This window comes from Microcoleus sp. LAD1_D5 (genome assembly GCF_036702115.1).
In the GTDB taxonomy this organism is placed as follows: Bacteria; Cyanobacteriota; Cyanobacteriia; order Cyanobacteriales; family Microcoleaceae; genus Microcoleus.
In genome coordinates this window covers 1-12,454 of sequence record NZ_JAUBSA010000035.1, presented here as the reverse complement: position 1 = coordinate 12,454, position 12,454 = coordinate 1, and the positions used below count along the sequence as shown (strand labels likewise).

Genomic DNA, 12,454 nt, shown 5'->3' with positions numbered 1-12,454 from the left:
CTCCAGGATGGCGCGCGCTGTTGTTCTTGTTCCAGGCTGGTCGATCGCAACGCCACGCCCGCTAACCCTCTGTATGGGCCCAAAGTGTGCTCTGGTTCTGCTTGAATTTGATCCGGTTCTTTTTGCTGGCGTTCCTGTTATCTGAGTTTGTCCAACTCCACAGCAGTCAGGAAGCGCCGCCCGTCGGAACCATAATTTTCTAGGTAGAGCTCAGTTTTCAATCTTAGATTGACTGCAAATTTGTGTAATATTTTACAATTTGTCGATGAAAAAAATGGGATAAAATGTCTATTCTCTACCAAAAGTTAGATCCCCTAGAAACCTCTGCTACTGTAGCCTAAGCCGTAAAAGCTAGAAAAAGTGTATGCAAATTCAAACGCCGGACTGGGTTAAAAACGCGGTATTCTACCAAATATTTCCCGATCGCTTCGCCAAAAGCAAACAGCCCCGCAAACGCCTGCTGCAAAACTTCATGTGGGAAGAATGGCACGAAATCCCCACTCTGCAAGGCTACAAAGGCGGGGACTTGTGGGGCGTGATGGAACAGCTAGACTACTTGCAAGACTTAGGCATTAACGCAATTTACTTTACCCCCATATTTCAGTCGGCCTGCAATCACCGCTACCACACCCACGACTACTATCAAGTCGATCCGATGTTGGGCGGCAATCCAGCGTTTAAAGAACTTTTAGATGCCGCTCACGATCGCAACATCAAAGTTGTCCTCGACGGCGTATTTAACCACGCCAGCCGCGGCTTTTTCTTCTTCCACGACATCCTGGAAAACGGCCCCCATTCTCCTTGGGTGGATTGGTTTAAAATTGAAGGCTGGCCGCTATCTGCCTACGACGGCAATTTTCCTGCTAATTATGCCGGTTGGGACGGGAATCGAGCCCTTCCTGTATTCAATCACGACAATCCAGAAGTGCGAGAATACATCATGGAAATCGCCGAATATTGGATTAAATTCGGCGTCGATGGCTGGCGGCTGGACGTTCCTTTTGAAATTAAAAGCCCCGGATTTTGGCAGGAATTTCGAGACCGAGTTAAGGCAGTTAATCCCGAAGCTTACATTGTGGGCGAAGTTTGGGAAGATGCGAGAGAATGGCTCGACGGTACTCAATTTGACGGGGTAATGAATTATCTTTTTGCTGCGCCGACGATTGCTTTTGCAGCGGGCGACAGGGTTGATTTAGCTCAACTTGAAGGCCGTTCTTACTATCCCTATCCGGCGCTTTTTGCTAAAGAGTACGGCGACAAAATTCAGCACGTTTTGGAATTATATCCTTGGGAAATACAGCTAACTCAACTCAACTTGTTAGCCAGTCACGATACCGCGAGGTTGTTAACAATTGCTGGAGGCGATAAAGCTAGCGTCGAACTTGCTAATTTGCTGCTGTTAACTTTTCCCGGAGCTCCTAGCATTTACTACGGCGATGAAGTTGGTTTGCCCGGTGCTCTCGATCCCGATTCTCGCCGCGGTTTTCCCTTAGAAGCTCACTGGGAAATGGATGTCTTAGATTACCACAAGCAGTTGATAGCTTTGCGGCACAAATATGCTGCCCTCCGTACTGGATCGTACCAAATTCTGTTTGCTGAGGGAACGGTTTACGTTTTTGCCCGAATTTTGGGGGATGAGGAAATAGTTGTTGCTGTCAATGTCGCGACCGAAGCAGCTAATATTAGCTTTGAGCCAGCTAAGTTGAAATCTCCTCACGATAAATTGCTGTATGGGAAAGGCGACTTTGTTTGGAAAGGTGACGGGAAAACTCGGCATTTAGAATTGGTGCTGCCGGCGCGATCGGGATTAATTTTAGGTTCGGATAATTAGTTCAGCAATTACGCAAGTGTCACGCTCCAATCGACTTGTAGGGTGCGTCAGACCGAGTTATGGACGGATGATCGATGGCTTGGGATCGGACCCACCTTACTAATTGTGACACTTGCGTAAGTTCTCTAGTTTAAAATGTAAGGTGCGCCCATAAGCACCCTACTAAATTTAGAGATGCCTCAAGTTTGATTATGCTGCAACTAATGCTGGTATTAGCACCGCATCAATGATATGGATGACGCCATTGTCGGCAAGAATATCTGGAGTGATAACTTTAGCCTCATTCACTTTAATGCCGTCAGAAGTATCAATTCCCACCACAGAACCTTCCACTGTTTCAGCAGAACTTAACTCAAGCAAGTTCTCGGTTAGTACCTCGCCAAACAGAATGTGGTAAGTCAGAATTTTCTTGAGCTTGGGTATGTCTTCCAGCCAAGACGTAATAGTGTTCGTAGGAATTTTGGCAAATGCCTCATCAGTTGGTGCTAAGACGGTGTAGGGACCCGGACTTTGCAATAAATTTAACAAACCAGCCGCTTCAATAACAGTCACGAGTGTTTTGAAAGAACCGGCATTGGTGGCAGTCTCGACAATATCAGCCATGATGTTTTTCAGGAGTGCAAATAGCAGAAAATGAATCAGAGGCGACAATCATTTTAGCAATTTACAAATAGCAGAAAATGAATCGGAGGGATGATGATTATTTTAGCCATTATAAGTTAATTCGGTTGCTGGCCCTGATGGCTCCGCGCGATCGACCTTTTTGGCTTATACTTGGGTCGCCTCCTCTCCCTTGCGGAAAAACTGCTTTAAAATCTCTCCGGGTTCTCTGTCCCAGGTGTCGATATGTTCGTAAATTAAGCCGTCTTTATCCAGTTTATAAGTAGAGTAGCCGTTAAAAAAAATCCGAGCTTTCCAGGGAACCCGCAGTGTCCCGCGAACAGTCCAATTTGCCACAATAGTATCAGGGGCTGTCTGATCTACGTCGTGCAGGTCGAAGTAAATCTCGTTAAAGAATAGCTGCCCGTGAAATCGGAGAGTCCAAAAGATAATGCGATAGTTGATTTTTCCTTTAAATTTGTTAACAGGGTCTTGAAAATAAACATCTTTTGTGTAGATGTCGTAGGATATGTCTTTTTCAAAAAGCGTCGGGAGATCCGCTTTCAGGGTGTCTACTGCTTGTTCTACCTGCATTTGATATTCGATCGCGCTCAAACTACCACCTTGTGACAGTATTAATTTATAACTTTAAATGAATAATCTCGATCGGCAGCGGGAGGAGCAAAAAATTGATACTTCATCCAGCTCTAATCTTACCTCTAATTATATTGTCCGCGTCGGCTTTTCTGGTGGCCCGGACTTGCGACATCGAAACCTTGGCACAGATTTGACAGAACACCCCCACTCCTCTGACATTCTCGTAGAAATTAACAGCGGCAAGCTGTTGATGGTAGATAGCCGTCGCCGGAACGGCCTAATTTTGATTAAACGTTTCCACGCGGAGTTTGCCGGGCCTGGGGCTGCCGTTGGGGGCGTTTTTGATGTTGACTCTCAGCAGGCGATTCCCGTGGGCGATTTTTGTTTGGTTTGCCCTCAATCTCCCGAAGAAATACAGAAAGCTTTTGGAATTCGGCGGCAGTGGGTGCGGTTAATGGAACAGTTAACGGCAAAGCCTACAGCTTTGGAACGCGCACAAATGGTTTTAACTCAGTTTGAACAATATTTGGATTCGGAAACGGTGGCACAAATTCCCGATGAAGCTTTGGCACTTTTAGTAGGCGTATTTCCCCAAACCATTCGGGCGGCACGACAAGGAAATGATCAGTTATAAAGTGGTGTAGATATCTTAGGCTGCGATCGCGCTGCTACAAGCTCCACTCGGCATTCTGCAAAACGACTCGATAGCCATCTGGGTCTTCAAAGGTCACTCCATCTTTGTCCCAGTAAGGATTGTAGGAGTTTACAGGCTCAAATCCCATTGCTTTCATTCGCTCAACAGCCTGCTGCCATTCTTGTTGGTTAGGAAGATAAAAGACGATAAGATTGTCTTGAGTTGGAGCGCCACCTACAATATGTCCCCGTTGATGGATGAATTCAAAGTGGTGGCTTTCTCCTGGCATCCCAACCATTACTCCGTCAAAACCTTCATGGTGTTCAAAACTATCGAGGATTTGCAGCCCTAAACCCTCTGTGTAGAAATGAACAACTCGATCGAGGCAATCCGTTGGGCGAGCAACCCGTAAAACCTTTCCTTGAAGCATATATACCTTCTCCAAAGTTATTTTTGTGTTAAGCAGAAACTGGATACCGAATATTATGAGTTGTCAAAAATTTCTCCTATTCGATCGACTGTTCGCTGATTTTCCTCCGGGCTACCCACCGTAATTCGCAAACCTCCTCCAGTATGCCTAATTAAAGTACCTCCCTGTTTTAGCTGCTGCATGATTTGTTTGTGTTCCTGTTCGGCAGATTCGCCCTCACCGGCTTTTACCCGCAGATAAACGAAGTTAGCCGCACTCGGCCAAACTTGCAATTTTTGATACTGAGTTAGCGCTGCAATTAATTTGGCTCTTTCTGATAGAGTTTCGGGAATGGTTGCTAGCAATAACTGCCGCTGCGCTAAGGCGAACTCGGCTGCAGTTTGCGAGAAACTGGGAAGGTTGTAGGGGAGACGGATTTTTTCTAAGGTGGCTGTGAGTTCGGGATGGGCGATCGCATATCCAACTCTCATTGAGGCTAGTCGAAATGCTTTGGAAAATGTGCGTAAAATTATCCAATTCGGGTGATGGTGCAATTGGTCTGCTAAAGTATTTTGGCTGAATTCAAAATAGGCTTCGTCAATTACTACTAATATCTCTTCGGATAAATTTGACAACCATTCTATTTCATCTGCTGTCAAAGCATTGGCTGTGGGGGAATTGGGATGAACGACAAAGACGGCGCGCACGGGGGGATTTGGATTTTGGCCTATCGCCCTTTTAGCCTCCTCGATATCGATTTCAAAAGTCTCCTCTTTTCGCGGAACACTCACAACGGGAATACCGAGGGTTTGGGCGATTATTCCATACATCGAAAAGGTGGGATTCGCAACGAAAATAGAGCCGGTACCGCCTAAACAAGTAGCTATTAAGATGGATCTAATTAGTTCGTCGGAACCGTTGCCCACAGAAATATTGTCGGCTGTAATGGCAGTTTTGGGCAGTGTAACCCCCCCAAGCCCCCCCTTGTTAAGGGGGGGGACATTTAGGGATTCATTGACGTATTGGGCGAGATCCTCTTTGAGCCGTGCGTGGCCTCCGTCGGGATAGCGATTTGTCTCAATTAACTGCTGGTAAGTCCAAGCTAGCTTTTTTTTTAATTCCTCTGGCAAGTCGTAGGGGCATTCGTTGGTATCAAGGCGATCGATCGCACTTTCCGAGTGCGCTGGTTCTCCTGATGTGCCGCCCGGATGGGGAGTGTATGCGGTAAGTTCGGCTAAATCTTTTCGGATAAAGGGAAGCATGGTATAATTTACGACTTTTTATTTTAGATAATCTGCTTAGAAGCATCTGAACTTAGCATAGAGCTTGTTCTATCTCGAAAGCAAGAGGAGGGAGGGAATTGAGTTTCTGTCGCTCGATTGATGCGTCGGCTATGGCAAATTGATTATTTTGATAAAGTAACTGCTGATATTTGGAAACCGAGTATGAAAGTCAAGCCTTCCGATATATCTAAAAATGCCGCCGCTACCCTCATAGCTTTAAGTTTGGCTGTTCTCCCTTCAGCTATGCCTGCCTCAGCTCAAACGCAGTCAGCTCCGGCACAGAACAATACTGATTCTAATGGAGTTGTTCTAGACAGAACTCCCTTTCAAGAAAGCAAGGACGACAACAATCATTGGGGTGCTTTGGGTTTATTGGGTATCCTCGGTTTAGCGAATCTGTTTCGCAAGGATGAACCCAAACGCTACCGCGATCCGATGGGCGAATAATTTTTTAAACGGATCTCGCACCAGCCAAAAAACAAATCAACTGTCGTCGATTCAGAAACCGGGTTTTTTACCGAAAGACTGGATTATTGCCTTTAATCCGAGCAAAAAATCCGGTTCCTTTGATCATGATGGGCCTTTTGACCACAAAGTTTATTCAATCGCGCCACAAAGCAATCCCGCCCAATAAACCGCTGACATTGGGTACTATTTTAACCTGGGGCGGTAACTCAAAAACAATCTTTTTAGTATTGCCACCGCCGATGTAAAGGCGATCGCAGTTAAAGAGATTTTGCAGAAAGGCGAGTGCTTTTTCCAGACGGCGATTCCATCTTTTGGAACCCACTGTATCTAATGCCGATCGCCCTAATTGCTGTTCGTAAGTTTCCCCTTTGCGAAACGGGTGATGTCCTAATTCTAGATTTGGCACCAAGATACCATCGACAAATAAGGCAGAACCGAAACCGGTGCCCAGGGTAATTACTAATTCTACCCCCGTCCCAGCAATTGCTCCCAATCCTTGAATATCGGCATCGTTAGCCACTCGCACAGGTTTTCCCAAGCGATCTTTGAGGGTAGTTTCTAGGTCAAAATCTATCCAAGACGGATCTAAATTCACTGCGGTTTTGATGATGCCTAGGCGCACGACGCCGGGGAAACCGACGGATACTCGGTCAAATTCCCCTTGTCCGCTGGCTAAAGAGGCGATCGCCTCTAGTACAGGTTCCGGTTTCGGTGGTTGAGGCGTTTCTAAACGGCTGCGTTCCGTTTGGGGTTCGCCTTCATTGTCCAACACCATAACTTTGATGCCACTTCCGCCAATGTCAACGGCTAAGGTGCGAGTCGATCGATCTTGTTCAGTCATTTGAGTGTTAAGACTTGCAAGTTGGTCAAATTTTAATTTGTGAATTGGCAAAACTTTTGAATCGCTTCCCACATTTCCGCTAGGACATTTCCCAAAGAATGATCGTCTTCTAATTCGATTAATTGCACCCAGGGACGGTTAGCGGCAAAATTTCTGCTAGCTTGAATCGGTATTATTGTATCATGCTTGCCGTGAAGAATTAACGTAGGGACTGAACGCATTAATTTTTCTTCAGGGTATTGAGCCATATCTCCCAAAAACTGATATTTTAGTGGCAGATAACGCTGTTCGCCGTAGTGGTAAACGGGCAGATATTTCTCAGACTGCCACTTTTCTAACTGTTGCTGTCCCAACAGTGGCAGCCAGTGGGAGAGAAAGTCAAAAGCCGGTGCTAACAAAACTATTTGCTTTACTGACAATTGTCGCTGGGCCAACCAAGCCGCTGTCAGCCCCCCAAAACTAGACCCTATTATGGTGACTCCCCCTAGATTTTTTACATTTTCTGTGGGATGTTGGGAGGATTGGGTTGGCAAAAATTCTGTTTCTATTTGGTTTAATTGGCGGGTGAGAGTGAGGCCGGAAAAATCGTTTTGATTGAGATCGGGAGTTTTTAGGTCAATTCCTAGGTAAGAAAAGCGCTCTCGGAAATATTTAGCCTTAGCTGAATTGGGACTTGAAGCAAATCCGTGTAAATAAATGTAAGTCGAGTCTATCGGTAAATTCATCCAGAAAATCTTATGATACTTCCCAACTAATTATTCTAACTTAATAAGAGTTATTAATAACAATTTAAAGCCTTTAAGTAGATGAAAATATATAGTGATTTTCCGAAGAGATAAAGCAAGCGAATAGACTTAAAGTTGCTGCGCTTTTAGACGGCTTTTGCGAAGATAGAAAGCCATTGCATAGATTACAGAAAAGCAGCGTTTCTCCCTGCCTGCATTTATTGATTTATACCTGCTTACAATGAATCATCGCAGAGTGTGCACTACGCACCCTGCGATTCACTCAAAACCACTCGTCAATTACTGGGGTTTTTGACTACTGCGATTTTTGACCGTTTTGCATCCGATTTTTCGCAGTTTGTCGGCGCTGCTGCATCATTTGAGCTAATTGGCTGCGCTGTTCGGCTGTGAGCACTTCTCGCATTGCGAGTGTACTTTCAAATTGCACCTCTTCCAACTGCTGCCTCAATCCGATTATTTGACGGTGTTTTTCGCGCATTTCGCTAGCATTTGCCGTACCAGACATCATCGTTTCCAATTCTTGTCGGGCTTGGCGGACTGCTTGCATCCGCTGCGAAACTTGGTCTTTATACCGATCGCGAACTGCCTGCATTTGCTGCTTTTGGTCTGCGCTTAAATTAAGTTTCTCGAACATCCCCCCTTCCTTGCCACCGGGTCGATTGGGACGCTGGTTTTGGGCAATTGTTTCCGGTTCTAGGGGATTAGGAACTGCTATTGCTGCGGCTGTGCTGCCGAGAGTCAGCATTAAAACGGCTAGGGCAGAAATACGACGAATTGACATGAAAATTCCCTCTTTGATATTAGTTATTTGTTAGCGGTTCGCTGTCAGCACTCTGGCTGAAAGTCAACCAGTCTGTTTGCGAGCGATCGGTCATATTTTTTTCGCTAGAATCATGCAGTACACCCTCCCAGTTAGTGACTAAAAATGCTTCTAACTTAGCTGTTTCATTATCTGGCAATTGTGCAGTCTCAAACGCACGGTAGCCCGACCAAAAAACTAGCAAGCCAGCGGCGATCGCAGAAGGAAAAACCCACTTGCGAAAACCGACCATTCTTGACCTTTTACTAGACCGGGTAAATTGGGGATCTCCCAGATAATTGAGCTTTCTCTCACCCGCCTCATTCCTCTCTATTGCAGCTAAAAGTTTTTGCTCAAAATCGGGCGCAGCTTCGGGAAGGTTTGGGCGATGTTGCTTCAAGAAATTAACTAACTTTTGGTCGCTGCTTTGGTTATTCATAGCTCGCTGACACCTTCTTTTTGCAAAAATTGTCGCACAGCATTTCGGGCATAAAAGACGCGAGATTTGACAGTTCCTGCTGGCAGTCCCAAAATTTGAGCCACTTCTTTTTGCGGGATGTCTTCTAGGTCGTGCAGCACCAAAACGCTGCGGTGTTCAAAGCTCAATTGCTCCAGTCCCCGCTGCACTAAATCTTGATAGTGCAACTTCATCAAGTCGGATGTGTTATCTTTTAGAATAACCCCATCCATTACTTCTTGATTTTTGAGCTGGGAGTCAAAATAATGCTGTTTAGCAAATGCTTGTCTTTGGTCGGAAGCCACATTCCAAGTGATTCGATAAAGCCAAGTAGAAAAGTTTTCCTGGTGCTTGAGTTTGGGCAATCCTTTCCACACTCGCAGAAATACTTCTTGTGCTAAATCGTCAAGAAGCGACGGGCCGCAGAGTTGGTAAAGGGTTGACCTGACTTTGTGTTGGTAGCGTTGGTAAAGGTAGCGAAAGCAAGTGCGATCGCCCTTTAAACATTGAGCAACTAAGTCCGAGTCGGAACAGTCATCGGTTAAAACATTGGCTGGCACACCTAACACCTGTGAAGTCTCCCCCACCAGTTCGTTATCTGAAGTGTTTAGACAGGACGATCGCAAAAAAGGTTCAAATAATTTAAAATATTATTTTGAGCATTAATCCGCCTGGGGTGGAAAACTGCACTCATGTCAGCAACAGGCAATCCGACCTGTTCCACAAAAATTAAATTTTATTGTGGGGAGTAGGGGTTGGGCATTCTTAGCCCGCCCGTAACAGGCTTTGGGGCCCGTTCCACAAAAATTCAATTTTATTATGGGTCGTATGGTTGGCTATAGCGATAATTCTCAAATATCGCTTCTAAGTATTTACAGCATTTTTCCAATAAGTATAAGTTTCTAAACTAATACTGGATTTTTCTTCGTTATATATCTCATCTAAACACATGAAAAGAGCTAAAGCGTAATTTTTTAATCCCAACTCTGTCAAACTTGTAAGAATCCTAGTCAGCCGCAGGTAGTTGTGATTAAATTGTTGAATCCACTCTCTTTTTCTTGACAAATATTCCTCGGATTTTGCAATTACAATTGCTGCGTTTTCCCCTTCGCGGCATTCCAGCCCGTAAAATGCCAGCATGACAGTGAACGAATGGAGTAAGTGATTTTTCAACTCTTCACTTGTTCTAAAAGCTTGAATCACCTCATCATTTAAAGTCGGAGCACTGGAATTAAAGCGACTCTTTTCTCTCAGCGGAAACAGCCATTGAATGTAATTGTGCACGGATTCCAGCTTCTGGTAGTCCCACGACCAAATATCCTCGATCGCCCGACCTTGTGAATCAGGCTCCTGACCGAGATAGAATGCTAAAATTTTGTTTTGTTTGGTTGAATTACTCATTAATAAGCTGTTTTGTATCTAAATTGTATTTTTGGGCGGGCGGGACGCCCACCCCACAACCAGAAAATTAAATTTTTGTGTGGAACAGGCAGGATGCCTGTTCTTCAAAATAGTTTTCTTGAGTCGGTTTTAACTCATATGTTGCACCATTGTCAATTAGCCTTTTATGAACAGGCTTTCCGGCCTGTTCCACAAGAAAATTAAATTTTTGTGTGGAACAGGCAGGATGCCTGTTCTTCAAAATAGTTTTCTTGAGTCGGTTTTAACCGACTTTAGCTATTAGCCAGGGGTTTAAACCCCTGGCGACTTCCCAGCTTTACCGCAAAGTAACAAACTCTTCAGCAGTCGATGGGTGAATGCCAATAGTCACGTCGAAATCTTTCTTCGTAGCTCCCATATTAACAGCGATCGCCATTCCTTGAATAATCTCGCCCGCGTCTTTCCCAACCATGTGCACGCCCAAAACTCTGTCAGTATTAGTCTCAACGACTAACTTGACAAAAGTTTTCTCGTCTGCGCCTGTCAAAGCGTGAAACATCGGCCGAAACTTGGCTGTGTAGCACTTAATTGAGTCAGGAAACTTGGCTCTAGCCTGCACTTCGTTTAAGCCGACTGTAGCCGCTTCCGGCTGGGAAAATACCGCTGACGGGACATTTTCGTGAGTGATTGCTCTCGGATTGTTGCCAAATTCAGTATCTGCAAAAGCGCGTCCTTCGGCGATCGCAATTGGCGTTAAATTGATGCGGTTGGTGCAATCTCCGACTGCAAAAATGTGCGGTTGACTGGTACGGCTGTCTTTGGTAACTGCGATCGCACATTTATCGATTTCTACTCCCGCATTTTCTAAAGCCAATTTTTCCAAGTTCGGCAAGCGCCCGGTAGCGCACAACAGCGCGTCTACTATGAGCGTTCCTTCCGATTTTCCCGACAAACTTATTTGTAAGCCTTCTGGGGTTTTCTCTATGTGGTTGATCGAGCTTTCTGTCAAAATGTCTATTCCGTGCTTAATCATTCCTTCTTGCACGTTGGTGCGAATTTCTGTGTCGAACTCGTTCAAAATTAACTCGCTGCGGATGATTTGAGTTACTTTGCTTCCCAACCCGTTCATAATGCAAGCAAATTCGACGCCGATGTAGCCGCCACCCCAAATGGCAAACCGTTTTGGCTGCTCTTTTTGCAGGAAGATTTCGCGGGAGGTGATCGCGTGTTCGATGCCGGGAATTGGGACTCTTCTGGCTTCTCCGCCGACTGCAATTAAGATTTTGGCTGCGGTATATTTTTTGTCACCAACTTCGACGGTGTGGGGGTCAATAAATTTGGCGTATCCTGAGATTAATTCGACTCCCGCTTTTTCGAGGAAGCTGATGTGCAGTTTGCTCAGCCGCCGCACTTCTGTGTCTACCGTGGTGACGAGTTTTTCCCAATCAAAGCTGCTTTCTACTGGACTCCAACCGTAGCCCACTGCATCTTCGTAAAGGTGCGAAAATGTTGAGGCGTACACCATGAGTTTTTTGGGGACACAGCCGCGAATTACGCAGGTTCCGCCTACTAAGTCATTTTCGGCGATCGCCACTTTTGCGCCGTAGGATGCTGCTCGCTTGGAACTCGCCAATCCGCCGGAACCCGCACCTATCACAAACAAGTCGTAGTCGTATGTCATAATTGTCTGTACCTTCTTATCGCCCACTTACCAATTTTACGCTTTACTTTTCTTAATGATATCTCAAAAAATTTTTGTTTTTTTTGGGGAGCCACTACTTTACTGTTTGCGATTGATATGGTATTATTAAATAATAGGATATTATACGTTAATTTTAAAATTACTCACACTTCCATTATTAGATTATAACACAAGCGCTCGACCAGAAACATATAAAAATATAACTATTTTCTAGCCGCCGCCAAGAATAAAAGAGCTAATTGTCGATCGCTCGTTATAGCCGAGTCGAACTCCCGTAAATCCCTTTAAAAAAGCGCAACTTTGATGCTCTTCCCGATTTTTAGGGGGTAGTAGGGGGCAACAATCAGGCGGGATCGGGGCTAATCGCAGCCCAGCGATAGAAAACTGATACTACCCTAACCTATCGGGGCAATCACGGGAGATTACCCTACAGTTTTTGATGATTTCATCAATCCTTGATAATTGCTATATTATCAACATAAATTAATTATCGGGCTAGCTTTATGAGCGAGTGGCTTGTGATCTGGGGAGTGGCGCAGGGAGTTGGCATTCTCGTCAAACCCATCTTAGAAGAGTTGGCAGTAGACGGCGCGAAGGATTTGGTAAAAGATTTTTTTAAAGATTCCCTAAACAATACTCCGGACAGTTTTTGGAACGAGACTACAAGCTTTACAGCGCAAGGATCATAAATAAAGTCCAATTAAATG

General features: G+C 45.1%; 15 protein-coding genes. 4 read left to right on the top strand and 11 right to left on the bottom strand.

The features are described from left to right. Positions 1–364 precede the first annotated feature (364 nt). Positions 365–1,831: a glycoside hydrolase family 13 protein gene (locus QUA70_RS16100; RefSeq protein WP_333332720.1), complete on the top strand. Its 1,467-nt coding sequence runs from the start codon at positions 365–367 to the stop codon at positions 1,829–1,831. Between the two features lie 189 nt (positions 1,832–2,020). On the opposite strand, the gene QUA70_RS16095 is transcribed toward QUA70_RS16100, so the two are convergent. Together QUA70_RS16095 and QUA70_RS16090 are read right to left on the bottom strand one after the other, a co-directional pair. Further along, positions 2,021–2,434, bottom strand: coding sequence for a fasciclin domain-containing protein (locus QUA70_RS16095; RefSeq protein ID WP_333332717.1), 414 nt, complete (start codon positions 2,432–2,434; stop codon positions 2,021–2,023). Between the two features lie 165 nt (positions 2,435–2,599). After that, entirely contained in the window at positions 2,600–3,025 is a 426-nt protein-coding gene (locus QUA70_RS16090) for a DUF2358 domain-containing protein (protein ID WP_333332830.1), read from the bottom strand. Between the two features lie 58 nt (positions 3,026–3,083). On the opposite strand from QUA70_RS16090, the gene QUA70_RS16085 reads away from it, so the two are divergent. Further along, the gene (locus QUA70_RS16085; protein WP_333332714.1) at positions 3,084–3,662 is read left to right on the top strand and encodes a hypothetical protein; all 579 of its coding nucleotides are present in this window, start codon (positions 3,084–3,086) and stop codon (positions 3,660–3,662) included. A 34-nt stretch (positions 3,663–3,696) separates the two neighbouring features. Here the strand turns inward: QUA70_RS16085 and QUA70_RS16080 are convergent, their stop codons facing one another. After that, entirely contained in the window at positions 3,697–4,092 is a 396-nt protein-coding gene (locus QUA70_RS16080) for a VOC family protein (protein WP_333332711.1), read from the bottom strand. A gap of 53 nt (positions 4,093–4,145) precedes the next feature. Then, on the bottom strand, positions 4,146–5,333 hold the full coding sequence (locus QUA70_RS16075; protein WP_333332708.1) for a histidinol-phosphate transaminase: 1,188 nt from the start codon (positions 5,331–5,333) through the stop codon (positions 4,146–4,148). Between the two features lie 120 nt (positions 5,334–5,453). Here QUA70_RS16075 and QUA70_RS16070 point away from each other — a divergent pair, with 120 nt between their 5' ends. Then, positions 5,454–5,801 carry a WGxxGxxG family protein gene (locus tag QUA70_RS16070; RefSeq protein ID WP_333410500.1) on the top strand — a complete coding sequence of 116 codons (348 nt, stop codon included), beginning with the start codon at positions 5,454–5,456 and terminating at the stop codon, positions 5,799–5,801. Positions 5,802–5,955: 154 nt separating this feature from the next. Here QUA70_RS16070 and QUA70_RS16065 read toward each other — a convergent pair whose 3' ends face one another. From QUA70_RS16065 to gor, 7 genes are all read right to left on the bottom strand, one after another. Then, a complete protein-coding gene (locus tag QUA70_RS16065; RefSeq protein ID WP_333332702.1) occupies positions 5,956–6,663 on the bottom strand; it encodes an ROK family protein in 708 nt (235 codons plus the stop codon). A gap of 32 nt (positions 6,664–6,695) precedes the next feature. Continuing rightward, positions 6,696–7,388 carry a YqiA/YcfP family alpha/beta fold hydrolase gene (locus QUA70_RS16060; protein WP_333332699.1) on the bottom strand — a complete coding sequence of 231 codons (693 nt, stop codon included), beginning with the start codon at positions 7,386–7,388 and terminating at the stop codon, positions 6,696–6,698. 316 nt (positions 7,389–7,704) lie between these two features. After that, positions 7,705–8,190: a Spy/CpxP family protein refolding chaperone gene (locus tag QUA70_RS16055; protein ID WP_333332696.1), complete on the bottom strand. Its 486-nt coding sequence runs from the start codon at positions 8,188–8,190 to the stop codon at positions 7,705–7,707. 19 nt (positions 8,191–8,209) lie between these two features. Further along, a complete protein-coding gene (locus tag QUA70_RS16050) occupies positions 8,210–8,647 on the bottom strand; it encodes a hypothetical protein (RefSeq protein WP_333332693.1) in 438 nt (145 codons plus the stop codon). Beyond that, positions 8,644–9,234, bottom strand: coding sequence for a sigma-70 family RNA polymerase sigma factor (locus QUA70_RS16045; RefSeq protein WP_333332827.1), 591 nt, complete (start codon positions 9,232–9,234; stop codon positions 8,644–8,646). Before QUA70_RS16045 ends, QUA70_RS16050 begins: the two co-directional genes overlap by 4 nt. Before the next feature lie 295 nt (positions 9,235–9,529). After that, positions 9,530–10,066: an opioid growth factor receptor-related protein gene (locus tag QUA70_RS16040; RefSeq protein WP_333335217.1), complete on the bottom strand. Its 537-nt coding sequence runs from the start codon at positions 10,064–10,066 to the stop codon at positions 9,530–9,532. A 316-nt stretch (positions 10,067–10,382) separates the two neighbouring features. After that, positions 10,383–11,726: a glutathione-disulfide reductase gene (gene gor, locus QUA70_RS16035; RefSeq protein WP_333348388.1), complete on the bottom strand. Its 1,344-nt coding sequence runs from the start codon at positions 11,724–11,726 to the stop codon at positions 10,383–10,385. 524 nt (positions 11,727–12,250) lie between these two features. Between gor and QUA70_RS16030 the strand changes: the two genes are divergently transcribed. Next, positions 12,251–12,436 (top strand): hypothetical protein, encoded by a 186-nt coding sequence (locus QUA70_RS16030; protein ID WP_333348391.1) that lies wholly within the window; start codon positions 12,251–12,253, stop codon positions 12,434–12,436. Positions 12,437–12,454: the final 18 nt, after the last annotated feature.